The 26807-nt window shown below is 38.6% G+C and carries 27 protein-coding genes, 2 tRNA genes and 1 pseudogene; 2 read left to right on the top strand and 28 right to left on the bottom strand.

Annotated features, from left to right (window positions below; all coding sequences use genetic code 11):
• Window positions 1-8 precede the first annotated feature (8 nt).
• The 7 genes and pseudogenes from prfB to ACVWNY_RS02125 all read right to left on the bottom strand — a co-directional run bounded on the left by prfB (window position 9) and on the right by ACVWNY_RS02125 (window position 6976).
• Window positions 9-1122 (bottom strand): peptide chain release factor 2 gene (prfB, locus tag ACVWNY_RS02155; RefSeq protein WP_454071593.1). Its coding sequence is split into 2 segments (ribosomal slippage): window positions 9-1049 and window positions 1051-1122, totalling 1113 coding nucleotides; the frame shifts between segments, so codons are not numbered across the junction.
• Window positions 1123-1198: 76 nt separating this feature from the next.
• Window positions 1199-1291 (bottom strand): SEC-C metal-binding domain-containing protein, encoded by a 93-nt coding sequence (locus ACVWNY_RS02150; protein WP_425514592.1) that lies wholly within the window; start codon window positions 1289-1291, stop codon window positions 1199-1201.
• 98 nt (window positions 1292-1389) lie between these two features.
• Window positions 1390-3763, bottom strand: a pseudogene (gene secA, locus ACVWNY_RS02145) (preprotein translocase subunit SecA); the annotation flags it as partial.
• Window positions 3764-3954: 191 nt separating this feature from the next.
• Entirely contained in the window at window positions 3955-4503 is a 549-nt protein-coding gene (hpf, locus tag ACVWNY_RS02140) for a ribosome hibernation-promoting factor, HPF/YfiA family (protein ID WP_218324192.1), read from the bottom strand.
• Between the two features lie 140 nt (window positions 4504-4643).
• On the bottom strand, window positions 4644-5273 hold the full coding sequence (locus tag ACVWNY_RS02135; protein WP_461211718.1) for a ComF family protein: 630 nt from the start codon (window positions 5271-5273) through the stop codon (window positions 4644-4646).
• Window positions 5274-5301: 28 nt separating this feature from the next.
• On the bottom strand, window positions 5302-6603 hold the full coding sequence (locus ACVWNY_RS02130; protein ID WP_218324190.1) for a helicase-related protein: 1302 nt from the start codon (window positions 6601-6603) through the stop codon (window positions 5302-5304).
• Between the two features lie 91 nt (window positions 6604-6694).
• On the bottom strand, window positions 6695-6976 hold the full coding sequence (locus ACVWNY_RS02125) for a DUF7662 domain-containing protein (protein WP_218324189.1): 282 nt from the start codon (window positions 6974-6976) through the stop codon (window positions 6695-6697).
• A gap of 37 nt (window positions 6977-7013) precedes the next feature.
• Here ACVWNY_RS02125 and ACVWNY_RS02120 point away from each other — a divergent pair, with 37 nt between their 5' ends.
• Complete coding sequence (locus ACVWNY_RS02120) at window positions 7014-7652, top strand: YigZ family protein (protein WP_218324188.1); 639 nt, start codon at window positions 7014-7016, stop codon at window positions 7650-7652.
• Here ACVWNY_RS02120 and ACVWNY_RS02115 read toward each other — a convergent pair whose 3' ends face one another.
• Both ACVWNY_RS02115 and ACVWNY_RS02110 read right to left on the bottom strand, forming a co-directional pair.
• Entirely contained in the window at window positions 7653-8357 is a 705-nt protein-coding gene (locus ACVWNY_RS02115) for a GntR family transcriptional regulator (RefSeq protein ID WP_218324187.1), read from the bottom strand. It lies immediately after the preceding gene.
• Window positions 8358-8489: 132 nt separating this feature from the next.
• Window positions 8490-12734, bottom strand: a complete 4245-nt coding sequence (locus tag ACVWNY_RS02110; RefSeq protein WP_218324186.1) for a 2-hydroxyacyl-CoA dehydratase — start codon at window positions 12732-12734, stop codon at window positions 8490-8492.
• Window positions 12735-12909: 175 nt separating this feature from the next.
• Here ACVWNY_RS02110 and ACVWNY_RS02105 point away from each other — a divergent pair, with 175 nt between their 5' ends.
• Window positions 12910-13518 carry a TetR/AcrR family transcriptional regulator gene (locus tag ACVWNY_RS02105; protein WP_218324185.1) on the top strand — a complete coding sequence of 203 codons (609 nt, stop codon included), beginning with the start codon at window positions 12910-12912 and terminating at the stop codon, window positions 13516-13518.
• Between the two features lie 36 nt (window positions 13519-13554).
• On the opposite strand, the gene ACVWNY_RS02100 is transcribed toward ACVWNY_RS02105, so the two are convergent.
• The 19 genes from ACVWNY_RS02100 to atpA form a co-directional block, all read right to left on the bottom strand.
• Window positions 13555-13728: a hypothetical protein gene (locus ACVWNY_RS02100; RefSeq protein ID WP_218324184.1), complete on the bottom strand. Its 174-nt coding sequence runs from the start codon at window positions 13726-13728 to the stop codon at window positions 13555-13557.
• A 114-nt stretch (window positions 13729-13842) separates the two neighbouring features.
• Window positions 13843-13914 (bottom strand) — tRNA-Gln (locus tag ACVWNY_RS02095).
• A gap of 1 nt (window position 13915) precedes the next feature.
• Window positions 13916-13999: transfer RNA gene (locus ACVWNY_RS02090), tRNA-Tyr, on the bottom strand.
• Between the two features lie 78 nt (window positions 14000-14077).
• On the bottom strand, window positions 14078-14305 hold the full coding sequence (locus tag ACVWNY_RS02085; protein ID WP_218324183.1) for a DUF2969 family protein: 228 nt from the start codon (window positions 14303-14305) through the stop codon (window positions 14078-14080).
• Window positions 14306-14389: 84 nt separating this feature from the next.
• Complete coding sequence (locus ACVWNY_RS02080) at window positions 14390-15034, bottom strand: CBS domain-containing protein (protein ID WP_218324182.1); 645 nt, start codon at window positions 15032-15034, stop codon at window positions 14390-14392.
• A gap of 3 nt (window positions 15035-15037) precedes the next feature.
• On the bottom strand, window positions 15038-15739 hold the full coding sequence (locus ACVWNY_RS02075; RefSeq protein ID WP_218324181.1) for an ABC transporter ATP-binding protein: 702 nt from the start codon (window positions 15737-15739) through the stop codon (window positions 15038-15040).
• Between the two features lies 1 nt (window position 15740).
• Window positions 15741-16505: an ABC transporter ATP-binding protein gene (locus ACVWNY_RS02070; RefSeq protein WP_218324180.1), complete on the bottom strand. Its 765-nt coding sequence runs from the start codon at window positions 16503-16505 to the stop codon at window positions 15741-15743.
• A complete protein-coding gene (locus ACVWNY_RS02065; protein ID WP_218324179.1) occupies window positions 16486-17460 on the bottom strand; it encodes a branched-chain amino acid ABC transporter permease in 975 nt (324 codons plus the stop codon). The genes ACVWNY_RS02070 and ACVWNY_RS02065 overlap by 20 nt, the downstream gene beginning before the upstream one ends.
• 9 nt (window positions 17461-17469) lie before the next feature.
• Window positions 17470-18348 (bottom strand): branched-chain amino acid ABC transporter permease, encoded by an 879-nt coding sequence (locus ACVWNY_RS02060; protein WP_218324178.1) that lies wholly within the window; start codon window positions 18346-18348, stop codon window positions 17470-17472.
• Window positions 18349-18417: 69 nt separating this feature from the next.
• A complete protein-coding gene (locus ACVWNY_RS02055; RefSeq protein WP_218324177.1) occupies window positions 18418-19596 on the bottom strand; it encodes an ABC transporter substrate-binding protein in 1179 nt (392 codons plus the stop codon).
• 188 nt (window positions 19597-19784) lie between these two features.
• The gene (locus ACVWNY_RS02050; RefSeq protein ID WP_218324176.1) at window positions 19785-20240 is read right to left on the bottom strand and encodes a GNAT family N-acetyltransferase; all 456 of its coding nucleotides are present in this window, start codon (window positions 20238-20240) and stop codon (window positions 19785-19787) included.
• The gene (gene yidD, locus ACVWNY_RS02045) at window positions 20227-20505 is read right to left on the bottom strand and encodes a membrane protein insertion efficiency factor YidD (protein ID WP_218324175.1); all 279 of its coding nucleotides are present in this window, start codon (window positions 20503-20505) and stop codon (window positions 20227-20229) included. The genes ACVWNY_RS02050 and yidD overlap by 14 nt, the downstream gene beginning before the upstream one ends.
• A 52-nt stretch (window positions 20506-20557) precedes the next feature.
• Window positions 20558-20734, bottom strand: a complete 177-nt coding sequence (locus ACVWNY_RS02040; protein WP_218324174.1) for a DNA-directed RNA polymerase subunit beta — start codon at window positions 20732-20734, stop codon at window positions 20558-20560.
• An 11-nt stretch (window positions 20735-20745) separates the two neighbouring features.
• Window positions 20746-22047 carry a UDP-N-acetylglucosamine 1-carboxyvinyltransferase gene (murA, locus tag ACVWNY_RS02035; RefSeq protein ID WP_218324173.1) on the bottom strand — a complete coding sequence of 434 codons (1302 nt, stop codon included), beginning with the start codon at window positions 22045-22047 and terminating at the stop codon, window positions 20746-20748.
• Between the two features lie 45 nt (window positions 22048-22092).
• Entirely contained in the window at window positions 22093-22326 is a 234-nt protein-coding gene (locus ACVWNY_RS02030) for a DUF1146 family protein (protein ID WP_218324172.1), read from the bottom strand.
• A 167-nt stretch (window positions 22327-22493) separates the two neighbouring features.
• Complete coding sequence (locus ACVWNY_RS02025) at window positions 22494-22925, bottom strand: F0F1 ATP synthase subunit epsilon (protein ID WP_218324171.1); 432 nt, start codon at window positions 22923-22925, stop codon at window positions 22494-22496.
• Window positions 22926-22938: 13 nt separating this feature from the next.
• The gene (atpD, locus tag ACVWNY_RS02020; protein WP_218324170.1) at window positions 22939-24339 is read right to left on the bottom strand and encodes a F0F1 ATP synthase subunit beta; all 1401 of its coding nucleotides are present in this window, start codon (window positions 24337-24339) and stop codon (window positions 22939-22941) included.
• Window positions 24340-24361: 22 nt separating this feature from the next.
• Window positions 24362-25264, bottom strand: a complete 903-nt coding sequence (locus tag ACVWNY_RS02015; protein WP_218324169.1) for a F0F1 ATP synthase subunit gamma — start codon at window positions 25262-25264, stop codon at window positions 24362-24364.
• A gap of 15 nt (window positions 25265-25279) precedes the next feature.
• The gene (atpA, locus tag ACVWNY_RS02010) at window positions 25280-26806 is read right to left on the bottom strand and encodes a F0F1 ATP synthase subunit alpha (protein ID WP_218324168.1); all 1527 of its coding nucleotides are present in this window, start codon (window positions 26804-26806) and stop codon (window positions 25280-25282) included.
• Window position 26807 lies beyond the last annotated feature (1 nt).

Here is a 26807-nt window from a genome sequence, read left to right as displayed (position 1 = left end):
TTTCATTTTTAATTGTTGCCTTGAGCTAAGTGCCATTTTAAGTAGGCATCAATGAATGGATCTAGGTCTCCGTCCATCACTGCTTGAACATTTCCGGTTTCATAATTGGTTCGATGATCTTTCACCATTGAATAAGGATGGAAGACATAAGAACGGATTTGTGAACCCCAACCGATGTCCATTTGATCGCCACGTAAAGCCGCAGCTTCTTGTTCTTTTTTCTCTAATTCTAACTGATACAGTTTTGCCTTTAACATATTCATAGCTGTTTCACGGTTATGGAATTGGGAACGTTGGGCTTGGCTAGCCACGACTGTTCCAGTGGGTAAATGAGTAATCCGTACTGCCGAAGAAGTCTTATTAATATGCTGACCACCAGCACCACTTGCCCGATATACGTCCACCTTTAAATCATCTGGATTAATTTCAATATCAATATTATCATCCAGCTCTGGCATGACATCTAAAGAACAAAAAGAAGTATGGCGACGGTTAGCCGAATCAAATGGAGAAATTCGTACCAAGCGGTGCACGCCTTTTTCAGATCGCAAGTAGCCGTATGCATTTGTGCCTTTAATCATCAAAGTCACACTTTTAATTCCAGCTTCATCGCCCGCTTGATAATCAATCGTTTCAACAGAAAATTGATGTTGCTCTGCCCAGCGAGTATACATTCTTAGTAGCATCGAACCCCAATCTTGCGACTCGGTACCACCAGCGCCAGGATGAATTTCGATAATGGCATTGTTTTTGTCATAGGGACCATCCAATAAGAGCGCCAATTCAAAACTTGCCACTTGGCTGTTGATTTCTTTTAGCCGTTCTTCTAATTCAGTCTGCATCAAAGGATCAAATTCTTCCTGCTGCATGTCCATCATTAGATTTAATTCTTCTACTTCCTCACTCAAATGAGTGAATTGGTCGTAGGTAGCTTTATCGGAATTATTTTGATTGATTAAGGTTTGGGCTGATTCTTGATCATCCCAAAAATCTGGTTCAGACATCTTTTGTTCCGCTTCAGCAATTGCTTCTTCTAGCTGATCGAGGTCAAAGGGACCCCCTAAAGCTGACTACTTGTTCCTGCAGTTGGTCAAGCATGTTACGAATTTCTGCATTTTCCAAAAGGTTTCCTTCTTTCTTTAAAAAAGAACCGGAACACCGTTATTCACAGTGCGCCGGGTTCTAGAGCTTCTTTAGCTTATACTTCTTTGCCGTGGCAATTTTTGAATTTTTTACCGCTGCCGCAAGGACATGGATCATTTCTGCCAGCATGTTTGAATTGTTCAATCATTTCTGGTGTTAGATTTGTTGGTGGCACGCCACGCGTTTGGCTGTTTGCAGGTGGTACTTGATCACCGTCTGCTTCAACTGGATGCGTTTCTTGGGTTTCACCGACTTGTTCCCGTTGGACATTTTGGCGGATTTCAGCTTTCATGAATAAACGAGTTACTTCATATTCAATCGCGCCGACCATGTCTTCAAACATTTTGTAGCCTTCTGTTTGATATTCAACCAATGGATTATTTTGACCATATGCCCGCAAACCAACTGATTGACGTAATTGATCCATCGCATCGATGTGATCCGTCCATTTAGTATCTACAACTCGTAGAATAACTACTTTTTGAAATTCCAATAATTGTTCTGGACTTTGTAGCTGTTCGACTTTCATATCAAAAATTTCTTTTGCTCGTTCCAACAAGTAATCTTTGATTTCTTGAGGTTTCTTACCTTCTAAGTCACTAACGGCAATCTTGTCTTCATGGACTAACGCATTACCAGCAAAATCTTTAATTCCTTCAAGATTCCAATCTTTTTGTTCCCCTTGGGTATGTCCATCAACTACCCGTGAGATTGAACGGCGAACCATATTTAATAATTGTGGCGATAAATCTTGTTCCGCCATAATGACATCTTGTCTTTGTTTGTAAATAACTTCCCGTTGTTCCCGCATTACATCATCGTATTGCAAGACATTTTTACGTGTATCGTAGTTATTACCTTCTACCCGTTTTTGTGCTGATTCAACTTGACGAGTTAACATTTTACTTTGAATAACTGCATCTTCATCTTCAACATTTAAGCGATCTAAGAAAGCTTTGATTCGTTCTGAACCAAAACGTTTCATCAAGTCATCTTCCAATGATAGATAAAATTGTGAAACCCCTGGGTCACCTTGACGACCAGAACGTCCACGTAGCTGATTATCAATCCGGCGTGATTCGTGACGTTCAGTACCAATAACGGCTAAACCGCCAACTTCGATAACACCTAAGCCTAATTTAATATCGGTTCCCCGACCAGCCATATTGGTAGCGATGGTTACCGCGCCTTTTTGACCAGCATTCATAATAATTTCAGCTTCTTTAAAGTGATTCTTCGCATTTAACACTTCATGAGGAATGCCATCTTCATTTAACATGTTAGAAAGTAATTCAGAAGTTTCAACGGCAACAGTACCGACTAGTAATGGTTGACCTTTGCGGTGGCGTTCTTTGATATCTTGTACCACAGCATGAAATTTACTTTCCAAAGTTGGGTAAAGTAAATCTGGATGGTCTTCCCGAATAACTGGTTTGTTGGTTGGGATTTGAATAACTTCGATATTATAAATTTCACGGAATTCTTCTTCTTCGGTTTTCGCTGTACCGGTCATCCCAGATAATTTCTTGTACATCCGGAAGTAGTTCTGGAAAGTGATGGTCGCCATCGTTTTGGTTTCATCTTCAATTTCCACGCCTTCTTTGGCTTCAATCGCTTGGTGTAAACCGTCAGAATAACGACGACCATCCATGATCCGACCAGTAAATTGGTCAACGATTAAAACTTTGCCTTCTTGAACCACATAATCAATGTCTCGCAACATAATGTAGTTTGCCCGTAAAGCCTGATCCATATGGTGAGTCAAGGCAGTATTTTCGATATCATATAAGTTTTCTAAGTTAAAATTCTTTTCAGCTTTGGCAATTCCTTGTTCCGTTAAGCCAATTGTTTTTGATTGGACATCGATCTTATAATCATCTTCTTCTACCAATCGTTTGACAAAGTTATCTGTCCGATTGTATAGCGCTGTTGATTTTTCAGCTGCACCAGAAATAATCAATGGTGTCCGAGCTTCATCGATTAAGATTGAGTCGGTTTCATCAACGATGGCATAATTTAATGGCCGTTGTACCATTTGGTTACGGTAAACTACCATGTTGTCCCGCAAGTAGTCAAAGCCTAATTCATTATTGGTACTATAAGTAATATCACAGTTGTAAGCTTCACGCTTTTCATCACTGCTCTTAGAGTTAATATTTAAACCAACTGTTAAACCTAAGAAATTATACAGTTCACCCATCTCAGTTGAGTCACGGGTTGCTAAATATTCATTCACGGTAACTACGTGAACCCCTTGACCAGTGATCGCATTTAAATAAACTGGCATAGTCGCTGTTAAAGTCTTACCTTCACCTGTTTTCATTTCAGGGATATTGCCATCATGCAATACGATCCCACCCATTAATTGGACGTGGTAAGGGTATAAGCCTAAAACGCGTTTTGCTGCTTCACGAACTGTCGCAAAAGCTTCGGGTAATAACTCATCTAAAGTTTCTCCCGCTTGATAGCGTTGTTTGAATTCGTCAGTTTTTCCTCGCAGTTGTTCATCTGATAATTTTGCCATGTCTTCGGAAAATTCTTCAATCTTGTTTGCAATGCCATCTAAACGTTTTAATTCTTTTTTATCATTTTCGATTAATCTTTTAAGCACGTTCGCCATTTTTTACAGTACTCCTTTAGCCTCATTCGTTTATACGTATAAACTCGCTAGTATATTCTATCATTAGTTCCCTTGAAAAGAAACTTTTGATTCATAAAATCAGCTATCTTTTAGAAATACTAAGGATTTTTTCTTGAAAATAAAAAAAGACCTGTCAAAAAATCAAAAGATTTTCTAACAGGCCCAATTTTTTAGTCTACATCTGTTTCAATTAATCCGTATTTGCCATCTTTACGACGGTATACGATGCTAGTGCCATTTGTTTCAGCATCTTCAAAGATAAAGAAGTTATGACCTAACATATTCATTTGTAATACGGCTTCTTCGCTACCCATTGGTTTTAAAGAAAGTCGTTTTGTACGAACGATTTCTAATTCAGCATCGTCAGTTTCTTCTTCCATCAAAACAGCAACTTCGCGATCTGGTAATGATGTTTCTCGTGCTTTGCGGTTAATTTTTGTTTTGAACTTGCGGATTTGACGTTCTAATTTATCCACAACCAAATCAATACTTGCATATAAATCTGGTGAAGTTTCTTCGGCACGAAGCACTAAGTATGGAAGTGGGATTGTCACTTCTACTTTTGCAGTTTTTTCAGTGTAAACCTTCAAGTTTACATGCGCTGTTGCATCCGGCACATCAGTAAAGTAGCGTTCTAATTTACCTACTTTTTTTTCTACATAGTCACGGATTGCTTCAGTAACTTCGATGTTTTCTCCTCGAACGTTATATCTAAACATACAAATTGCCCCTTTCATCTAACCAACTGAAGATTTCGGAAAGGACCACTCTTTCCATCTCTTCTTAATTTCATTATACCTAATTCTAATCTCTTTGGAAAGTGAATCGCTAACAAAATTCAATAAATGTAACCCTTTTCCTAGCGAGCGAAAGTGAAACTTGTCACGCTTTTTGCACCGTTTTTCAGTAATAATTCCGCCCCATGATACAGGGTTCTGCCGGTAGTATAGACATCATCGATGAGAATAATTTTTTTGTTTTTTATTTTTTCTGAGGAAACTCTCATAACAAAGGGTTGTGGTAATTTTAACCGAGCTAATCGTTTTTTATTGGCTTGCGGCAAATCATTGGTTGGCCGCAGTAACAATTCTTGATAGTCTATTTTTGCTGCTGCGAGACAGCCACTCACTTGATTAAACCCTCTTGATTCAAAACGTTCGGGACTGATTGGCAAAGGACAGATGATGGTCTGTTTGACCTGTTTCAACTGGTAATGAATTTCTCTAGCAAAGGCACTTTTCAAACGATAATCACCTTTATATTTATAATCTTCAATCCACTGGGCAAAACCGTCATCATAATGAAACAATGCTCGATTTCCAATTAAAAAGCCTAATTGTGCTTGCCATTGTTGACAGTCTTTACAAATTTTTTCGGAAGTTTCTCGACCACAACCAAGGCAGCATTGACGATTTTTAATTGGTCGAAACAATTGCTGACAACGAAAACAGCGTCCCCTAAATGAACTAAAAAAATCTATTAAGGTCAAAGTCTCACAATATTCCTCATGGCAGCAGCTACATTTCATTTAACAGTCCTCGTGTAAAAGCCAATTGATTATTTTCTTTAATTTCTGCCAATGCTTTTTTTATCGTCAGAGTCATTTCGCTAGTAACAAACACAACCTCTGCCTCATGAAAATCCCCTTTACGATCTGCCCGTCCAGCAATTTGCACCAAAGCAGCTTGATTAAATACCCGATGGCTGGCTTCTAAGACAACGACGGAGACTTTTTCAAAGGTGACTCCCCGTTCTAAAATCGTAGTCGTTAACAGCAGTTGATATTTTGCTTGGCGCATCCCGTCTACTTTCATTGCCCGCTCTTGATCTTGTGCATGAACGGTGGTCATTTGACAATCTGGAAATTCCTTTTGTAAGAATTGTGCAACGGCTAATAAGCTGCTGACACTAGGACAAAACAACAAGACATCATTTTTTCCCAACAGCGCCAATAATCGGCTTAAAACTTTTTGCGACAACCGCCCACGATACATTTTTTTTGCTAAAGTAACAGCAAGTAAAATTTCTGGAACCGGTAATGGACGACGATGAAATCGCGCAGGCAAGCGATAGCAAAAATCAACGGCTTTTTTCAATTCAGCATTCGGTGTGGCACTTAAATAGACCCGCTTGCCAGATCTAACTTGTGCTTTTTCGACCGTTGCTTGCAATAAAGGATTATTCGCATAGGGAAAAGCATCTACTTCATCGACTATCATCAAATCGAAATAATCTCGGTAACGTAACAATTGATGGACGGTACAAATAACGAATTGACCCGCGCCTTCGATTCTTTTTTGTCCATGATATAAATTAATTTCTTCTTGAGGAAAAGCCTGAAGCATTCGTAGATGGAGCTCATTACAGACATCCACACGCGGACTTGTTAAACAAACTCGGTTGCCGACGGCTAGATTTCTTTGAATCAGTTGAAACAACATTTCGGTTTTGCCTGCTCCTGTTACTGCCCACAGTAAAAAGGATGCGCCTTTTTTTTGGTCTGCTTGTAATTGATCCGCTATTTCTTGTTGACTTATCGACAGAGTTTTATCCCAGTTTAAAAAAATTTCTCGTGGCTTTTTTTCAGGAACAGGAAAAAAATAAAGATCTTTTTGGCTGGTCATTCGCCCTAAAGTTATGCACTGATAACAATAAAAAAAGCCCGCTGGTACTTGTTTCTGACAAATGGAGCCGCAACGGTTACATCGATAAGAATCAACTGAAATCTGATTCATCGCTGGCAGTTGATGCGCCTGTTCCAGTGAGACTTTCGGATAAAAAGTTTGCCATTCTTCCAATGCTAAATACTGACCCCACATTTTGTTCACCTCATTAAATAAATACGTAAAAAAAAGACCACGTCATTTTGACGCAGTCACTAAAATCAACGAAATATTTTTTCATGCATGTTTATATCAACCAACTGGATTTGACTAATTTATTGAAAACAATGAATTCTTTTGCTAAGTTTATAGAAACGACTTCATAACTGGCATTCAGCCAACCGTAGGCGCCTTTTTCGGGATGACGATAATCATTGGCCCACCAATCTTTTTCTGTTCGTGCCGTCTTAGGTAAGCCAGAGCTGGGAAACAATAGCTCGTCAATCTGAGTAAAAGTCAAGGTCACTTGTGAGCCACCGTTGGTTTTTAAATAATGGGTGATTACATCATATTTTTTAGTTTGTGCCATGTGCCATCTACTCCTATCCTAACAATGAGGTGAAACGATGTTAGCTACTTATCGAACGATTCAATCAGACAGTATTCATGAAACGGAGATCAAAAAATCTCGCTTTATTTGCCATTTAAAACGGATCACTTCTGAAGCAGAAGCCAAAGAATTTATCAATCAAATTAAAAAGGAACATTGGAAAGCCAATCACAATTGCAGTGCCTTCGTTTTAGGCGAGCAAAACGAGATTCAACGCAGCTCTGATGATGGTGAGCCTAGCGGAACCGCTGGTGTTCCAATGTTGGAAGTCTTAAAAAAAAATACTTTAATTAATGTTTGTGCTGTTGTTACTCGCTATTTTGGTGGCACAAAACTAGGTGCCGGCGGTTTGATTCGCGCTTATTCTGGAGCTGTCGCTAATAGCATCGCCGAGACTGGCATCGTTGAAGGCCGTCTGCAACAAGAAATTTCAGTGACGATTCCTTACAATCATTGGGGGAAACTCGAAAAATTTCTGGAGACCCAAAAAATTGTAGTAAAAGATACCTTGTTTACCCATGAGGTCACTGCGATATGCTTTGTTGATGAAGATCAGGTCGCCAATTTCGAAGCCCAAGTCACCGATTTATTAAGCGGTCAAGCGACTTTTGTTGCAGGAGAAACCAGTTATTCCGAACAACTAATCGAAGAATAATTATTTCTCTAAATAAAACTCGAAACGACTGCCGACGTATTGAGTCCGGACATATTCAAAAGGACGCTCGTCAACCAAATAAGAAAGTTGACGTAGCCGCAAGATTGCTTCGCCACGTTTGATTTCTAAATAATCAGCAATTTGTTCAGAAGCCAACACTGCAGAAACCGTTTGATTGGCATGACCGATCTCCATACCTCGCTCTTGTAGAGAATGATAAAAAGATTCGGTAATCTCTTCTTTACTGAAGCCTTCTACCAATTTTGCCGGAATACTAGCGACTTCAAAGCAAATAGGTACATTGTCAGCATAACGAATCCGTTCCATTCTTAAGACTCGTTCTCCTTTAGTCAAGTTTAAATTTTCAATCTCACTTGAGCTGGCGGGGGAATTAAAATAAGAAATAGTTTTGCTGGAAGGGACTTTGTTTAAAGATTCCATAATATCAGTGAAACTGGTGGTTCCAGTCATTTTTTCTTGGACTTTTTCATTGGCGACATAGGTTCCTGAGCCGATTTTTCTTTCTAAAATCCCTTCATCTGCTAAAGTCTGGATGGCTTGTCGTAAAGTCATCCGACTCACGCCAAAGGTCACCGCTAATTCTCTTTCAGAAGGCAAGCGGTCGCCCACTTTCCAGACGCCTGTTTCGATTTGATTTTTTATTTGGTCATGAATCTGAATATACACGGGCACTTGATTTGCCATCTTGAATGCCTACTTTCTTATAATCTAAAAAAAGCTCTTGTTTTCTTTCCATTATAACTGGTATATACCTCCGCGACAATCAAAAAGTAGACCATTTCGGAAAAAATGGTCTACTTACTTGTGTTTACTTGTTTAATTTGTTCTTACCTCTTCATCCAACATTTTATTGGCTGTTGCCATCATTAGTCGGATTCGGTTTAATTGATTGACAATGGAAACACCTGGATCATAATCAATCGCTGCAATATTGGCTTTCGGATATTGATGGCGTAATTCTTTGATCACGCCTTTACCCACCACGTGATTTGGCAGACAGCCAAACGGTTGCATGCAGACAATATTGTTTACGTCACTCTTCAATAAATCAATCATTTCACCAGTTAAGAACCAGCCTTCACCTGTATGATTACCGATGGAAAGAACTTTGCTGGCATCCTCAGCCAATTGATAAATTGAATGAATGCCGTCAAACCGATCAGAAGCCCGTAGTGCTTTATCCATCGGTTTTTCAACCATTTCGATTAGTTTAATCACAAATTCTGCCATGGTTTTATTTTTCTTCGGCATCCCCAAATTATCATATTTCCAAATTTGGTTATACAAGGAATAATTCATAAAACCGATTAAATCTGGCACAACAGCTTCTGCACCTTCTTCTTCTAATAAACGAACGATGTCATTGTTGGCAGTTGGTGAATATTTCACCAAAATCTCGCCTACTACCCCAACTTTGGGTTTGACTTCATCAGATAATGGCACCGTATCGAAATCTTTAACGATTTTTTTCATGTTGCGATTAAATTGCGTCAATGAACCATTACGCACATTATTAGCAACTTTTGCCAACCAATCTTGGTGCATTTGATCAATCTGACCTTTTTCTAATTCATAAGGTCGCGTCCGATAGACTAAACGTTCAAATAAATCACCATACAGAACTGCTACAACAATCCGTTTCACCATTGGCAAAGTAAATTTAAACCCAGGATTACTTTCGACCCCTTTATTTCCCAGTGACACTGAAACGACTGGAACTTGCGGGAAGCCAGCATCATTTAAGGCTTTGCGCAACAGTGGAATATAGTTGGTTGCCCGACAGCCACCACCAGTTTGACTCATCATAACACTGACATTGTTTAAATCATATTTGCCACTTTGTAAAGCTTCCACAAGCTGTCCAATTGAAATAATCGCTGGATAACAAGAGTCGTTATTCACATATTTCAAACCAACATTAGTGGCTTCTTTATCCATCGCTGGTAAGCAGACAACATTGTAGCCAGAAGCTTCTAAAGCTAAATCGAACAAACCCGATTGGTGAATTGGACTCAACATTGGTAACAATAAAGTGTGAGTCTTTTTCATTTCTTTAGTGAAAACAATTTTTTCTGGTTCTTCAAATTTTTGGGTTGGTACATAATTAACTTTTTGTCGCTCTTGAACAGCTGCTTTTAAGGAACGTAAACGAATCCGAACTGCTCCTAAGTTTGATCCTTCATCAATTTTCAAAACGGTATAAATTTTTCCATATTGATCCATGATTTCTTCCACTTGGTCAGTGGTTACCGCATCTAAACCACAGCCAAAGGAATTTAATTGCACCAATTCAAGATTTTTTGATTTAGCAACCACTCGTGCAGCTGCATATAATCGAGAATGATAAACCCATTGATTGACTACTCGTAAATTACCTACATCTCCTAGATGAGAAATCGAGTCTTCTGTTAATACATGGAAGCCTTCTTGCGTGATAACGTCAGCAATCCCGTGATTAATTTCTGGGTCAACATGATAAGGACGACCAGAAAGAACGACGCCCCGTTGACCTTTCATATTTAACATCATTAGGGTTTCTTCGCCTTTTTGTCGAATATCTTCTTTAAAGGCTTCTAACTCTTCGTAACCATGATGTAAAGCTTTAGTAATTTCTTCTTTAGTAATACCTAAATCTTTAAAAGTTCGGTACAACACTTCTGCCACCGATGCTTCATTGGCAAGATTTAAGTAAGGATTGCGATAATCGACTTTCCCTTCACGAATATCATCCACATTATTACGAATCACATCGGGATAACTTTGCACAATCGGGCAATTAAAATGATTGTCGGCCTCTGCTGATTCTTGTCGTTCAAAAACCACACCAGGATAAAAAATCATCGGTACACCTTGATCGATTAAGGCTTGAATATGTCCATGAGCAATTTTTGCTGGATAACAAGCCGTATCGCTAGGAATAGTTTCCATACCTTGTTCATACAAATCTTTATTCGACCGAGGAGAGAGTTTGACTCTAAAGCCTAAATCAGTGAACAATGTATGCCACAAAGGATAATTTTCATACATATTTAAAACTCGTGGAATCCCAATCTCACCATGGACCACTTCTTTTTTCCGTAATGGTCGGTAATGGAATAAACGACGATATTTATAATCCACCATATTGACTTTGCGGTCTTCTTTTTTGACTTTAATTTGTGCGCCTCGTTCACAGCGGTTACCGGTCACAAATTTACGTCCATCAGAGAAAACCGTCACCGTCATCATACAATTATTTTCGCATAAGCCACAGTGGGTAAACTCTTTGTCAGCAGAAAAATTGTTTAATTCGTCTAGACTTAAAGTCTCTGTCAGTTCACCGATTTGATAGTTTTCTGAGGCAATCAATGCTGCTCCAAAAGCACCCATCAAGCCAGCAATCGAAGGTCTGACTACTTCACGACCTGAAACCAATTCAAAGGCCCGTAAAACTGCTTCATTATAGAAAGTTCCCCCTTGGCAGACAATTTTTTCGCCAAGTTCTTCTGGACGACGAATCTTAATCACTTTATAAATCGCATTTTTAATCACTGAATAAGACAAACCAGCGGAAATATCACCAACTGAAGCCCCTTCTTTTTGGACTTGTTTGACTTTCGAATTCATAAAGACGGTACAACGAGAACCTAAATCAACTGGCTGACGAGAATGAACTGCCGCTTCTGCAAAATCTTGCACAGAATATTTCAATGATTTAGCAAAAGTTTCAATAAATGAGCCACAACCAGAGGAGCAAGCTTCATTTAGCTGAATCGAAGATAGGGCGCCATCTTTTATAGTCATGGCCTTCATATCTTGCCCACCAATATCTAAGATAAAATCGACACCTGGTAGGAAATGATTGGAAGCTTTGTAATGGGCCATCGTTTCTACTTGACCGATATCCACTTTCAAGGCATTTTTTATTAATTGTTCGCCGTAACCAGTCACTGCTGCTTTACCGATATAGACATCATCCGGTAATTTTTCGTATAAATCTCGCAATACAGACATGGTTGTTTCTAGCGGCTGTCCTTGATTATTGCCGTAAAAAGAGAACATCAAACGACCAGTTTCATCGATTAAAGCAACTTTTGTTGTAGTAGAGCCGGCATCGATTCCCAGAAAAGCTGGTCCTGAATGATCTGCCAAATCTTTGGTTTCAACAGTTGCTTGTTTATGACGGTCACGAAAATCCGCTAGTTCTTGATCGTCTTTAAATAAAGGCGCCAATGTATCAGAAGGCGACAAGCTATTTTTATTGGCTGTATTTAATTTATTTAATAGTTCTGCTAAGGTATGCTCACCAGTCTTTTCTGAATAGAAAGCGGCACCCATCGCGACAAATAATTGCGGGTTTTCTGGAAAAACGACATCCTCTGGTGCGATATCTAGAGTTTCAATAAATCTTTTCCGCAATTCTGACATGAAAAATAATGGTCCACCTAAAAAGGCAATTTTACCGACAATTTTTCGACCAGCTGCTAAACCGGCAATCGTTTGATTGACAACTGCCTGAAAGACACTGGCTGCAATATCTTCTTTGGCCGCTCCTTCATTAATTAACGGTTGCACATCTGTTTTAGCAAACACACCACAACGAGAAGCGATAGGATAAATTGTTTGATAACCTTTCGCCAGTTCGTTTACACCATTGGCGTCAGTTTTCAACAAAGCTGCCATTTGATCAATAAAGGCGCCGGTTCCGCCTGCGCAACTACCATTCATCCGTTGCTCTAAGGCACCTTCAAAGAAAGTAATTTTCGCATCTTCTCCGCCTAGTTCAATCACGACATCGGTTTCGGGAATAATTTCTTCAACTGTTTTGGTACAAGCAATCACTTCCTGAACAAATGGAATCTCCAACACGTCTGCTAGGCCCATTCCTCCTGAGCCTGTAATATTAATCGTAATCACTTGATCTCTAATAATTTCTTGCGCTTCTGCTAATATTCTTTTTGTGGCGGCTTTCACATCTGAAAAATGACGTTCGTATTTCGAAAATAAACTCTCGTTATTCTCATTTAGAATCACTAATTTCACAGTGGTAGAGCCGACATCGATCCCTGCTTTTAATGTCATACTTGATACCCACCTTTTCTTTTTTACAACATGTGTTGATTATCTGACAGTGTGTTTGTTATACTACTCACGTATATTTTAGAAAGATTTTAAATAATATGCAACAACCAAAAGTGAGAAAAGTGTGAGATAAACAACAGCTATCTTAATAATGTTGTCAAAAGAAGGGAAAAAAATGACAAAAAAAACTGATTTACGTGTAAAACGTACCCATAAAATGATAATTGAAGCATTTATTCGTTTAGTCGAAGAAAAAGGCTACGATAATTTAACCGTCCAAGAGATTGCTGACGAAGCGATGATTAATCGTGCAACTTTCTATGCTCATTTTAAAGACAAGCAAGATTTATATGACTTCATTTTTCATAACGCTATCGATGCTTTCGTCTCGGTTTTAGATCCTGATCAGATTGTCCAAGGCAATCGACTAAAAGTGAAACAAGTCGAGGTGGTATTAACAAACATCTACAAGCAAATCCATAACAATAAACAATTCTTTTTAACGGTCATGGATTCTTCCGGAAATGAAATGATGCGCAAAGAAATTGCGGACATTTTAGATGAAAAATACGCCCATGTCTTTCAACGGCTAAAAATTACCGAAAATGATATTGAGGTTCCGATGGATTTTATTATTGAATACATGACCTCAATCTTCGTTGGGACACTTCATTGGTGGATTACTAGCGAGACAACGATGGATGCCAACAGCTTGGCGAAGTTAGTTATCAAGTTGGTGGGAAATGGTCATTTGACGATTTTAGGCATTGAGATTGATCATTAAAAAAAGCCTGCTGAAGAAATTCAGTAGGCTTTTGCTTTAATGATTTTTAGCTTTCCATTTGATTGTGTGGCGAGTAGGGCGCTTTTTGTTTAGTTTTACGCCTTTGTTCTTATTAGTCAGCTCTACCATTACGTCATATTTATCATCTTTGACAATGTCATATACACGTTCTGCTGCATCGCTAATGATTTCAGTCATTTTCTTTTTCATTTGTTTCCCTCCTATTTAACCATCTTGTTCCTTTAAATTTAGCGCAAATCTGGTTTGGCATCAAGCAAAAAGAAAAAGAGATGCCGATCCGAAGACCTGCATCTCTTAAAATGACTGGGGTAGCTGGATTCGAACCAACGCATGAGGGAGTCAAAGTCCCTTGCCTTACCGCTTGGCTATACCCCAATGGTGGAGGAGAGTGGATTCGAACCACTGAACCCTAAGGAACGGATTTACAGTCCGTCGCGTTTAGCCACTTCGCTACTCCTCCAAAAATCAAGTTTTCTGAAAAACCCGACTCAGTTATAATACCCAACTTTAAAATAAAATGCAAGACTTTTCTTTCAATTTATTGATGCAAATTATAGTTGGCAATGACTGCTTCAAAAGCATCATCAATTTTTTTGAAATTTCCTAATAAAGTTCCTTCAGCATAGGCTTGAAATCCCTTTATTTCTCTAATTTCGCCAATTTGTTTCTTGCCTGCAAAAAGCTCAGTGACACTGACTTTTTGTCCATCTAGCATAACTTCTTTTTCATTTCCTTTAATTTCAATATCTTTATTTTTTTTCGACATGTTATCCCTCCGCAGAAAACATTTTACCATAGCTGTAGGCAAAAAGAAAAAAATCCGAGACAAAAGATCGCCTCGGATCAAATATTATGGATTGGTCACAACTGCTCGTTGAACATTGAAGCCGGCGTCTGTTAAGACTTGAGAAATAGCTTCAGCATCTTTAGAAGATATTTGAAATTCCATCACAGTCCCAGTTTTTGCATGATCGATAATGACCGTTAAAATATCGTAGTCATGGTCGGCTAAAACTTTTGCTACTTCAGCTAATAAGCCTTTACGGTCTTCCTTTACAGCAATCTGAATCCGACTGCCACCTTCGTGATAACCAGTTATTTTTAAGAAGGCATCAAAAATATCGTTGTTGGTAATAATTCCCACCAATTGATCGTCTTTTAATACCGGTAGAACATTAACATTTTTTTGGCGCATCTTATAAATCGCGTCTTCTAATTGGGCATCTGGATCAATCGTTGCTACTTTTTCGATCATCACATCTGCCACCACAGTTTTATTTAATAAATAATTGGTTTCATAAACACTTAAACTAGTTGTCGTTGAAGGTAATGCTTCTTGAATCGTTCCTTCTGTAATTAAACCAACCAATTTATCCGCCTTAACGACTGGTAAACGATGAATATCGTGTTTTTTCATTAAATCTACCGCATCAAAAATTTTCGTTTGGGGATCAACTGTTACTAGCTCAGCTGCCATAAAATCTTTTACACTCATTTTTTATCCTCCTAAATATGCTTTGCGCACTTCATCACTCGCCAGTAACTCTTCACCAGTTCCGCTTAAAACAACTTCACCAGTTTCTAAGACGTAGCCGCGATCAGCAATTGATAAAGCCATTTTGGCATTTTGTTCAATCAATAAAACCGTCGTTCCTTGTGCTTGAATGGCTTGAATAATATTGAAAATCTCTTTGATAAAAATTGGCGCTAGACCCATTGATGGCTCATCTAATAATAGTAAACGAGGTTTAGACATTAATGCCCGACCCATTGCTAGCATTTGTTGTTCCCCACCAGATAGTGTTGAAGCATCTTGACTTAAACGTTCCTTTAAAATCGGGAAACGCTGATAAATCGTTTCGTACTCTTCACTTAGATTTTTTTCTTTCCGTAAATAGGCACCCATCTCTAAATTTTCCTGAACAGTTAGACCAGAAAAAACATGACGACCTTCTGGTACTTGCGAAATCCCTTTGGCAACAATTTTTCGTGGAGCTCTTTTTTGGATTTCTTCACCTTCAAAGGTAATTTTACCTGCAGAAGGCTGAATTAGTCCTGAGATTGTATGAAGAATCGTCGTTTTTCCAGCACCATTTGCACCGATCAAAGAAACAATTTCCCCTTGATTGACTTCAAAATTTACATCGCGAACAGCTTGGATGACACCATAATGGACGGCTAAATTTTCAACCTTTAACATCTTACAGGTCACCTCCTAGATACGCTTTGATTACTGCCGGATTACCTTTGATTTCTTCAGGTGTTCCTTCCGCTAATACACGACCATATTCCAGTACATAGATTCTTTCACAGACATCCATGACTAAACTCATATCGTGTTCGATTAAGAGAATCGTAATCTTAAATTCAGCCTGGATTTTACGAATTAATTCTGTCAAATCAGCCGTTTCTTGCGGATTCATCCCAGCAGCTGGCTCATCTAAAAATAAAATTTTAGGATTCGTTGCTAACGCCCGGACGATTTCCAGTCTACGTTGTTCACCATAAGGAAGGTTCTTTGCCAAATTTTGAGCTTTTTTCTCTAAACCAAAAATCGCTAATAATCGAAATGCTTCTTCTTCTAGTAACGCTTCTTTTTTATAAAAGCTTGGTAATCTTAAGACACTTGAAAGAAAACTTTCTTTATTTTTACTATTCATAGCAATTAGAACATTTTCCATCACTGTTAAATCTTTAAATAGACGAATATTTTGAAAGGTTCGGCTCAATCCTAAATCAGCAATCGTATAAGGCTTCTTGCCATTTAAACGTTGATTGTTTAGTAATACATCCCCTTCACTAGGTTCGTATACGCCAGTGATTAAGTTAAACAATGTCGTTTTACCGGCACCATTGGGTCCGATTAAACCAACTAATTGATTTTCGCCTAATTCCATGTTGACATTAGAGACTGCCGCAAGTCCCCCGAAATTTTTAGTTAACTCTTTAATTTCCAACAGAGGCATTTTGGTCATCTCCTTTTTTAAATTTATTGACAATTTTCTTCACAGAGAATTCTCTCGTACCTAGAATCCCACCTGGACGGAAAATCATTAATAAGATTAAGGCCAAGGCATAAATGATCATCCGTAATGCACCAAAATCTTGTAAATACATATTGATAATTCCTAAAACAATTGCTGCAACAAAACTACCAGTCACACTACCGATCCCACCTAATACTACCATGATTAAGACATCCACTGATTTAGTGAAGGCAAAATCTTTTGGTGCAATTGATTGAAGATAGCCGGCATATAACGAACCAGCAATCGCTGCGGTCATAGCTCCTAAAGCAAAAGCAACCACTTTAAATTTCGTCGTGTTAACCCCCATCGACTCGGCAGCAATTTCATCTTCACGAATAGCCATCGTCGCACGACCAGCACCTGAACGAATATAGTTCACTAAGATTAACGTAGTAATCGCCATAAAGCCGTAGACCATCTGCCAATTAACAAAAGGTAAGATTCCAAAGATACCAGAAGGTCCGTTAGTGATTTCATCAAAATTAATTAATAAAATTCGGATAATTTCGGCTACCCCTAGTGTAGCAATTGCTAAATAATCTCCACTCAAACGTAAAGTTGGTATTCCTACGGCTACAGCCACGATACCAGCAATCACAACACCAGCTGCCATCCCTAAGAAGAAGCCACCATAAGTTGGCAGTTGCATTGAAATTAAGGCTGCTGCGTATGCACCAATCGCCATAAAACCAGCGTGACCTAGTGAGAACTGACCAGAAAAACCGATAATTAAGTTTAAACCCACCGCTAAAATAACGTTAATGCCAATTTGAACCAAGACATTGTCTAAAAATAGATTGACCATCCCCGCTGAATAAGCTGCATACAAAGCAAAATATCCAAGAACAATGATGGCTAACCAGATAATATTATAAGTTAAATTCTTTTTCATAGAAGCCACCTACACTTTCTCTTTAATATTTTTGCCTAAGATACCAGCTGGACGAATCAATAGAATAATAATCAAGACAGCATAGACCGCTGCATCTTTGAAATCTGAAAAACCTAATGCAGTCGTAATTGTTTCAATCAAGCCAATCGCGAAACCACCGATTGCTGCCCCTGGAATAATCCCAATACCACCTAAAACGGCTGCGATAAATGATTTCAAGCCAGGAATATAACCCATCATTGGTTCGATTGAGTTATAGTACAAACCAATCATCATCCCGCCGGCAGCTGCTAAAGCTGAACCTAAAGCAAAAGTAAATGAAATCGTCCGATTCACATCAATACCCATTAATTGAGCCGCTGAAGCATCCACACTAACTGCCCGCATGGCTTTCCCCATTTTGGTCCGTTGAACAATTAAATTTAATAAGATCATTAAGAATAAAGAAACAAATAAAATCATTAATTGAATATTTGAGACTTGTAAAAAGCCTAAACGATAGGTATGCATTTCAATCACTTGCGGGAAAGGCCGCGTATTTGAGCTGAAAAAATAAATCATAGTATTTTGTAGCAAATATGAAACCCCAATTGCAGTAATTAAAGCGGCAATCCGCGTAGAATTTCGTAATGGTCGATAAGCTAAAAATTCGATCACGACACCTAAGGCCGCACTACCAATCATCGATAAAATCATCGCTGGGAAAAAGCCCATATTAAATTGATTAATTAAAAAGTAACCGATGAAGGCACCGATCATATATATTTCCCCATGGGCAAAGTTAATCAGCTTAATAATGCCGTAAACCATCGTGTAGCCTAATGCCATCAAAGCATAAACACTACCTAGGAATAAGCCGTTAACTAGTTGTTGTATGATAACTTCCATTGTCTTCCTCCAAATTTTTGTCTAAAAAACGGCAAGACAAGCAAACTTGCCTTGCCGTACAGGATTCTTCTAAGGGTTCACAGTTTCTGCTGAACTTTCTTTTCCATCTGTTAAGCCTAACACTACTGCTTGTTTTTCAGGGTTATGATCTTTATCCATAGTCATAGTACCTGTTACACCAACGAAATCTTTCAAGTTAGCCAAGCCTTCTTGAATCGCTGTTGAGCTTGCTTCACCTTGATCTTCGATAGCTTGTTTAATCATGTAAACTGAATCGTAAGCTAAAGCATTGAAGGCAGATGGTTCTTTGCTGTATTTCGCTTTGAAAGCATCAATAAATGGTTGAACTTTATCATTTGAAGGAGCATTCACTGAGAAATGACCAGTGTAATAAACATTGTTTACATTTGCTGCACCAGCTGTTTCAACTAATTTTTCATCACCGAAACCATCTGCACCGATGATTGGTTTGTCGATACCCATCTCACGCGCTTGTTTGATGATTAAGCCAGCTTCAGTATAATAAGCTGGGATATAAAGTACATCGTAGTCTAAATCTTTTACTTTTGTTAACATCGCTTGGAAATCTTTGTCTCCAGCAGTAAAGTTTTCTTCAGCAACAATTTCACCTTTATAAGTATCTTTGAAGGCTTTGGTTAAACCAATTGCATAGTCACTAGAGTTATCACCCAAGATGACTGCTTTAGTCGCACTTAAGTTTTCTTCAGCGTATTTCGCTAATACAACCCCTTGGAAACTATCTTGGAAACAAGCCCGGAAGATATAGTCTTGTACTTTATCCTTTTGTACTGTGATTGAATCATCTGTACCAGAAGGTGTTACTGCTGGTACTTGTGCTTTTGTAATATTAGGTAAAGTAGCTTTAGTCGCTCCTGATGTTGCTGGTCCGACGATAGCAACCACACCATCATTAGTAGTTAAATTAGCTGCTACTGATGCTGCTTCATTGTTATCAGATTTGTTATCTTTTGAAACATACTCGATTTTTTTACCGTCAATTCCGCCAGCGTCATTAATTTCTTCAATCGCTAACTTGACCCCTTCATTTTCAGCTTCACCATAGGCTGCTACTGCACCTGATAATTCAAAGTTACCACCGATCTTGATTGTGTCGCCGTCTGACTTGTTGCCGCCGCCTGAATTGTCATTTGTCGCTGAAGGTGAGCCACAAGCACCGAATAAGAATAAGCCGGCTGCTAGGGCCGCTACCAATGTACTTTTTTTCATCTTTTTTCCCCCTAATTGAATTATGATAATTGGATAAGATAATTAAAAATATATAAGAAATCAGAAGTAATGTCAATTGAATTTTCTGAATTTTTTTACAATTTGTCGGAAATTTTCCGATTATTCAATCAAATTGAATAAAAAGCAGATTTTTGCACAAAAAAAGCTATAACTCATTATTTTTTGAGTTATAGCTCTTTTCGTAAAATAATTTGATCTCTTAATTGTTTTCCGTCTTCAATAATTGGTTCTTCGTAATGAAGCACAAAATAATCTTTTTGAACTTCGACAATTTCAAAACCAAATTTTTGATACAGTGCCAATGGTATCGGCGGATAATCACCAGTTTTTACTATGGCACTTTGATAGTTTCCTCGCACTTCTTTAAAAAATGCAGTCAAAAGTTGACTAGCAATTTTTTTATTTTGATAGGCTGGTGCGACTGCCAAATTTTTTATCTCTACTTCATTTTCACTAATCCCTTGATAAACTAAGACCCCAACGATTTCTTCTAAACGATAAACTAGTAGCTGGCTCTCTGATAAATAGTTTTGGATCATTTCTTTACTAGGATCAGCTAATAATAATAAATCCCACGGCACAGGTTCTTTCGGATCTAGTAGTTGAATTTTATTTTTTTCCATAATCAGGCTCCTCTTCATCAATTTTATTTTTGTGAAGAGAAAATTTCACAGGAACATAATCGATTCCACCTTTTGCAAAGGGCTGACATCTTAAGATACGCGAAATACCCATTAATAATCCTTTGAAGGCTCCATGGACTTGAATGGCCTTAATCATATAGCTTGAGCAGGAAGGATAATAACGGCAGCTAGGAGCAAATAACGGTGAAATAAATTTCTGATAGCCTCTAACCAAACCAACCATTGCTTTTGATAGTATATTCATTGCCTTTCCCTTTCTAACAAAAAAGCCGAGACAATTGCGTCTCAGCTAAAATTTATTGCATGAATTCTAAAATGTGACGCCATACCCCGGGTAATAGGACACTAAATGGATTGCCATCGCCCACAACACCAAAACCAATCATACTACCAATAATAAATAGCAAGACACCCGCTAATAAAATGGCGACAATTTTGATTAAATTTCGTAAGATATGTTCACTTGCACTCATTTTCTAACTCCTTACGCCATTACTTTAGAAACTTCTTTAACGACGTTTCCTTCAGCATCTACTCGTTCAATATCAGCACCTAAAGCAGCCAATTTAAGATGGAATTGATAGTAACCACGGTCTAAATATTTTAAGTTGCGGACTTGTGTTACACCATCTGCCCGTAATCCAGCTAAAACTAAAGCGGCAGCAGCTCTTAAATCAGTTGCGTAAACTTGCGCACCTTGTAAGTTTGTATTGCCAGAAATAATCGCAATATTATTGTCAATCTTAACTTGTGCGTTCATCCGACGCATTTCTTCCAAATGTTGGAAACGATTTTCAAATACCGTTTCAACTGTTCGGCTGTTTCCTTCAGCTACTAATTGAATCGCAGTCATTTGCGCTTGCATGTCTGTTGGGAAACCAGGATGTGGCATTGTTTTAATATCTGTTGCTTTCAAATGTTTTGGTCCAATAATCCGAACCCCATCATTTTCATCAATGATATCAACGCCCATTTCAGATAATTTAGAAATCAAAGGACGATTATGCTCAGAAATTGCATCTTCGATCAAGACGTTTCCTTGTGTCATAGCAGCGGCAACCATAAAGGTACCAGCTTCAATCCGGTCTTGCACGATTGAGTGAGTTACAGCATGTAACTGTTCCACTCCTTCAATCCGCATAGTTTCAGTACCCGCACCATAAATGTGGGCACCCATTTTATTTAAAAAGTTGGCTAAGTCAACGATTTCTGGTTCTCTTGCCACGTTTTCAATGTAAGTTGTTCCTTTGGCTTTAACAGCTGCCATCATAATGTTTTGTGTGGCACCCACACTTGGAAAATCCAAATAAATTCTTGCGCCGATTAATTGATCTGCAACAGCCTCAATATAGCCGTTCTTTTGAACAATTTTCGCGCCTAGAGCTTGAAAACCTTTCAAGTGAAGATCCACCGGGCGTTCACCAATGGCACAGCCGCCTGGCATAGCAACTTTAGCATGACCATTACGTGCTAATAATGGGCCCATCACAACGATTGAAGCCCGCATTTGACTAACATATTCATAAGGTGCTTCAACAGCTAAATCCTTTGTCGCATCAATTGTTACTGAGCGATTAGCTTGATCAAAAGCAACTTCAGTGTTTAAGTGACGAATCACTTGGTTCATTGTAAATACATCTGATAAAATTGGTACATTATTTAAAGTAGTTATGCCTTCTTCGGCTAATAAGCTTGCTGCTAAAATTGGTAATACTGCATTTTTCGCGCCTTCAATTTTGACTGTTCCTTTTAGTTGTCTGCCGCCACGAACAATAATCTCTTCCATTGTGGTCCCTCCAAAAAATCTCGCTAACGAGTCCTTTTTATGTACTTAACGATAAGTTAAAAAAATGTTGCGACACAGTGCGATAATTTCTAAAAAGAAATTACTACAAGTAAAGCCTAAAGCAATCGCAATCATCATGATGCCCATCCGTACTTGCTGCACGTGATAAGCCTTAAATAAGTTTTCAACTCGCAATGATTTTAATGCCCAAAATGCCAAATAAATAAAAGCAAAATGTGACACAATCCGAATCATTGCATCTATCCCAAAAACCTGCATCTGTTGTCTTCCTTTCGTGAAAATCAACATAATGGATTATAGCATAAAATGTTTTAGGTGAGTATGTTTTGCAGACTATTAAGGTTGTTTAAAGTTTTTTAAAAATCTTTTGAGAAAAAATTACAAAAAAGTCAGGTTTACAATAAATGTCAACCTGACTGTTAATATTAATTATGTTTTGATACTTTCAAACGATTCATCGCACGGTGCAAGGCAACTTCCGCTCTTCGTAAAGAATCGGCATCTTGCGTTGCTTTGGCTTCTTCAATCGTTCTTTCAGCTCTTTGTTTTGCACGTTCAGCCCGTGAAACATCGATATCCCGTTCCCGTTCAGCTGTATCGGCAATAATTGTCACTACGTTGTTTCTCACTTCTAAAATACCACCATTGACAGCAATCCAATCGACATGAGTTTCATCGTCTACACGACGCACTCGTACTTCATCGATGGCTAAAGGCACAATAATCGGTGCATGGTTAAGTAGAATTCCGAGCTCGCCACTAACAGTTCGCGCAACCACTATTTGTGCATTGTGGTCGTAGATTAAACCATCTGGCGTCACAACGTTAACAGTCAAAGCCTGTTTTTTCTCTTCCATTGGGCACCTCTTTCTAGTTGCCTAAAGTTTTTGCTTTTTCAATCACTTCATCGATGGTTCCGACACTTCTAAAAGCATCTTCTGGCAGATCATCGTATTTACCTTCAAGAATTTCTTTGAAACCTTTGACAGTTGATTCAACTGGAACATAAGAACCTGGTTGTCCGGTAAATTGTTCTGCAACGTGGAAGTTTTGTGATAAGAAGAATTGAATTCGACGTGCCCGCGAAACAATCACTTTTTCACGGTCAGATAATTCATCCATCCCTAAAATAGCGATAATATCTTGTAACTCACGGTAACGTTGTAAAATTCTTTGGACTTCGGTTGCTACTTGATAATGTTCTTCTCCAACAATTTCTGGTGCCAAAGCACTAGAAGAAGACGCTAACGGATCTACCGCAGGATAAATCCCTTGTTCGGTTAATTTACGTTCCAAGTTAGTCGTTGCATCCAAATGGGCAAAAGCAGTTGCTGGTGCCGGATCGGTATAGTCATCGGCTGGTACATAAATCGCTTGGATTGATGTAATAGAACCTTTTTTGGTTGAAGTAATCCGTTCTTGTAATTGACCCATTTCAGTCGCTAAGGTTGGTTGGTACCCAACGGCAGAAGGCATCCGACCTAATAAGGCAGAAACTTCTGAACCAGCTTGAGTAAAACGGAAAATATTATCGATAAATAATAATACGTCTTGACCAGCTTCATCACGGAAGTATTCCGCTAAAGTTAAACCAGTTAAAGCAACCCGCATCCGCGCACCTGGTGGCTCGTTCATTTGACCGAAGACCATCGCAGTTTTTTCAATAACGCCAGAATCTTTCATTTCAAAATAAAGGTCATTTCCTTCACGCGTCCGTTCACCAACACCGGTAAACACTGAAATCCCACCATGTTCTTGGGCGATATTATGAATTAATTCTTGAATCAAAACGGTTTTACCAACACCGGCACCACCGAACAATCCAACTTTCCCCCCACGTAAGTAAGGAGCTAATAAATCAATAACTTTAATCCCAGTTTCTAAAATTTCATTACTGGTACTTAAATCTTCGAAGGCAGGAGCTTTTTTATGGATACTTGAACGTTCTGTATCTTCTGGGAAAGGTTCCAACGTATCAATTGTTTCACCTAAAACATTAAACACACGTCCTAATGTTTTTTCTCCCACAGGAACAGAAATGGCTTTTTCCGTATCAATTACTTCCATTCCACGTTGCAAACCGTCAGTGGATTCCATCGAAATCGTCCGAATCACACCGTCTCCAAGTTCTAACGCTGCTTCTAAAACAACTTTCGTTTTATCATTTTTATAAACAACTAAGGCATTGTTAATATCTGGTAAGGATTGATCTAAAGAAAATTCCACATCGACAACGGGACCAATAACCTGAACAATCTTGCCTGAACTCATATTTTTTCCTCCAATCTCGAAATTATTCTAATGCGGAAGCTCCGCCGACAATTTCGGTAATTTCTTGAGTGATCGCCGCTTGTCGTGCGCGGTTATAAGAAATTGTTAAATCACCAATAATATTTTTGGCATTATCTGTTGCTGTCTTCATAGCAGTCATTCCAGCAGCGTGTTCAGCTGTTTTGGCGTCAATAATAGCACCATAAATCAAACTTTCTGCATACTGTGGTAATAACTGATCCAAAATGGCTTCTTTGGAAGGTTCAAAAATATATTCTTCTTGATATTCTTTGGCTTCGGTTGGATCCAAATCAGAAATCGGCAGCATTTTTTCTACGCGATATTGACTAGACAATGAATTTACATGATGGTTGTAACAAACATACAATTCATCAAACACCTGGTTTTCATACATACTAGTCGTCATAGAAACAATCTTACGAACTTCATCAAAACTCGGGTTATCCGATAAATTTCTTAATTCATAAGCTACTTTCATGTCCCGAGTCTTAAAGAAATCAGCACCTGTTCCACCAATTGCTAATAAAACATATTCATCGGAAGCATCATGATCGCTTTCCAACATACTCATTGTTTGTTTCAAGATCGAACTATTATAACCGCCGACTAAACCACCATCAGAAGTGATGACGATATAGCCAGTCTTTTTAACTGGTCGACTTTGCAACATACTATGATAATTAATATCACTGTTGGGACTATCAGAATTTGCTAATTCTGCCAATTCATTGGCGGTCAAATGAGTTAATACTTCCCGAACTTTTGATGCATAAATTTGAAAGCGCGCGGAATATCCTTCAGATTTAGTTAGTTTAGCAGCTGAAACCATCTGCATAGCACTGGTGATTTGACTAGTTTTTTTAGTCGATGCAATCCGTGTTTTTATTTCATTTAAGGATGCCATTTACTTTCACCTCACTTATGCTTTTGGCACATTTTGGCTGGCTGTATCAAAAATATCTTTAAATTCTTGAATGGCCGCGTCGAATTTTTCTGTATCTGGTAAGTCTTTGGTTTCTTTTATGATGTTAAATAGATCAACATGATTGGTATCAAAGTAATCAAACAGTTGACTTTCAAAATCTAAAATACTGTTGACTGGCACACTATCTAAAAATCCATGGGTCAACGCGTAAAGAATTGTTACTTGTTTTTCCACAGCTAAAGGAGCATGTAATTTTTGTTTCAACACTTCAACTGTTCGACGTCCACGATTTAATTTTGCTTGCGTTGCAGCATCTAAATCTGAACCAAACTGAGTAAAAGCTTCTAATTCACGGTAACTTGCCAAATCTAAACGCAAGGTACCAGCAACTTTTTTCATGGCTTTAATTTGCGCATCGCCACCTACTCGTGAAACCGATAAACCGGCATCCACGGCTGGACGATTCCCTGCATAGAACAAATCACTTTCTAAGAAAATCTGTCCATCAGTGATAGAGATTACGTTCGTTGGAATATAAGCTGAAATATCTCCAGCTTGTGTTTCAACAAATGGTAAAGCTGTTAATGAACCGCCACCTAACTCATCAGAAAGTTTAGCTGCCCGTTCTAACAAACGAGAATGCAAATAGAAAACATCCCCTGGATAAGCTTCACGACCTGGTGGCCGACGTAATAGTAAAGACAGTTCACGATAAGCAACCGCTTGTTTTGATAAATCATCGAAAACAACTAACACGTGTTTACCGTTATACATAAATTCTTCACCAATCGCTGTACCAGCATAAGGTGCAATGTATAATAACGGCGCTGGTTGAGACGCCCCGGCATTAACCACGATGGTATAATCCATTGCGCCATAACTTCTTAAAGTTTCAACTTGTGAGCGGACAGTTGATTCTTTTTGACCAATCGCCACATAAATACAAATTAAATCTTGGCCCTTCTGATTAATAATTGTATCGATTGCAATCGATGTTTTCCCTGTTTTACGGTCACCAATAACTAATTCCCGTTGGCCACGACCAATTGGTACCAACGCGTCAATCGCTTTTAAACCAGTTTGCATTGGTTCAGAAACTGATTTTCTTTGCATAACGCCAGGAGCAACTGCTTCAACTGGACGAGTATTAGTCGTTTCGATTGGACCTAAACCATCGATTGGTTGTCCTAAAGGATTTACAACCCGACCAATCATTTTTTCACCGACTGGCACTTCCATAATCCGGCCAGTTCGTTTTACTTTATCGCCTTCACGAATGGTTTCAAATTCTCCAAGGATAATAATCCCTACATCATTGCTTTCCAAGTTTTGTGCCATACCGTAGGAACCGTTGGTAAATTCCAAAAGTTCGCCACTCATGGCATTTTCTAACCCGTGAGCGCGGGCGATACCATCACCGACATAAGTGACTGTTCCGATTTCTTCAACAGAAAGTTTATTGTCGTAGTTTTGAATCTGTTCTTTGATTAAAGCACTGATTTCTTCTGCTTTGATGGCCATT

This window comes from Enterococcus sp. JNUCC 77, from assembly GCF_054819945.1.
The sequence above is the reverse complement of the archived record's forward strand: the minus strand, read 5'-3'. Positions and strand labels throughout refer to the sequence as shown.

Coding starts and splice junctions, on each gene's coding strand:
- ACVWNY_RS02150 (WP_425514592.1), bottom strand. CDS start 1,291: ATGATTGAACAATTCAAACATGCTGGCAGAAATGATCCATGTCCTTGC.
- hpf (WP_218324192.1), bottom strand. CDS start 4,503: ATGTTTAGATATAACGTTCGAGGAGAAAACATCGAAGTTACTGAAGCA.
- ACVWNY_RS02130 (WP_218324190.1), bottom strand. CDS start 6,603: ATGTGGGGTCAGTATTTAGCATTGGAAGAATGGCAAACTTTTTATCCG.
- ACVWNY_RS02125 (WP_218324189.1), bottom strand. CDS start 6,976: ATGGCACAAACTAAAAAATATGATGTAATCACCCATTATTTAAAAACC.
- ACVWNY_RS02120 (WP_218324188.1), top strand. CDS start 7,014: ATGTTAGCTACTTATCGAACGATTCAATCAGACAGTATTCATGAAACG.
- ACVWNY_RS02115 (WP_218324187.1), bottom strand. CDS start 8,357: ATGGCAAATCAAGTGCCCGTGTATATTCAGATTCATGACCAAATAAAA.
- ACVWNY_RS02110 (WP_218324186.1), bottom strand. CDS start 12,734: ATGACATTAAAAGCAGGGATCGATGTCGGCTCTACCACTGTGAAATTA.
- ACVWNY_RS02105 (WP_218324185.1), top strand. CDS start 12,910: ATGACAAAAAAAACTGATTTACGTGTAAAACGTACCCATAAAATGATA.
- ACVWNY_RS02100 (WP_218324184.1), bottom strand. CDS start 13,728: ATGAAAAAGAAAATGACTGAAATCATTAGCGATGCAGCAGAACGTGTA.
- ACVWNY_RS02085 (WP_218324183.1), bottom strand. CDS start 14,305: ATGTCGAAAAAAAATAAAGATATTGAAATTAAAGGAAATGAAAAAGAA.
- ACVWNY_RS02080 (WP_218324182.1), bottom strand. CDS start 15,034: ATGAGTGTAAAAGATTTTATGGCAGCTGAGCTAGTAACAGTTGATCCC.
- ACVWNY_RS02075 (WP_218324181.1), bottom strand. CDS start 15,739: ATGTTAAAGGTTGAAAATTTAGCCGTCCATTATGGTGTCATCCAAGCT.
- ACVWNY_RS02070 (WP_218324180.1), bottom strand. CDS start 16,505: ATGCCTCTGTTGGAAATTAAAGAGTTAACTAAAAATTTCGGGGGACTT.
- ACVWNY_RS02065 (WP_218324179.1), bottom strand. CDS start 17,460: ATGAAAAAGAATTTAACTTATAATATTATCTGGTTAGCCATCATTGTT.
- ACVWNY_RS02060 (WP_218324178.1), bottom strand. CDS start 18,348: ATGGAAGTTATCATACAACAACTAGTTAACGGCTTATTCCTAGGTAGT.
- ACVWNY_RS02055 (WP_218324177.1), bottom strand. CDS start 19,596: ATGAAAAAAAGTACATTGGTAGCGGCCCTAGCAGCCGGCTTATTCTTA.
- ACVWNY_RS02050 (WP_218324176.1), bottom strand. CDS start 20,240: ATGGAAAAAAATAAAATTCAACTACTAGATCCGAAAGAACCTGTGCCG.
- yidD (WP_218324175.1), bottom strand. CDS start 20,505: ATGAATATACTATCAAAAGCAATGGTTGGTTTGGTTAGAGGCTATCAG.
- ACVWNY_RS02040 (WP_218324174.1), bottom strand. CDS start 20,734: ATGAGTGCAAGTGAACATATCTTACGAAATTTAATCAAAATTGTCGCC.
- murA (WP_218324173.1), bottom strand. CDS start 22,047: ATGGAAGAGATTATTGTTCGTGGCGGCAGACAACTAAAAGGAACAGTC.
- ACVWNY_RS02030 (WP_218324172.1), bottom strand. CDS start 22,326: ATGCAGGTTTTTGGGATAGATGCAATGATTCGGATTGTGTCACATTTT.
- ACVWNY_RS02025 (WP_218324171.1), bottom strand. CDS start 22,925: ATGGAAGAGAAAAAACAGGCTTTGACTGTTAACGTTGTGACGCCAGAT.
- atpD (WP_218324170.1), bottom strand. CDS start 24,339: ATGAGTTCAGGCAAGATTGTTCAGGTTATTGGTCCCGTTGTCGATGTG.
- ACVWNY_RS02015 (WP_218324169.1), bottom strand. CDS start 25,264: ATGGCATCCTTAAATGAAATAAAAACACGGATTGCATCGACTAAAAAA.
- atpA (WP_218324168.1), bottom strand. CDS start 26,806: ATGGCCATCAAAGCAGAAGAAATCAGTGCTTTAATCAAAGAACAGATT.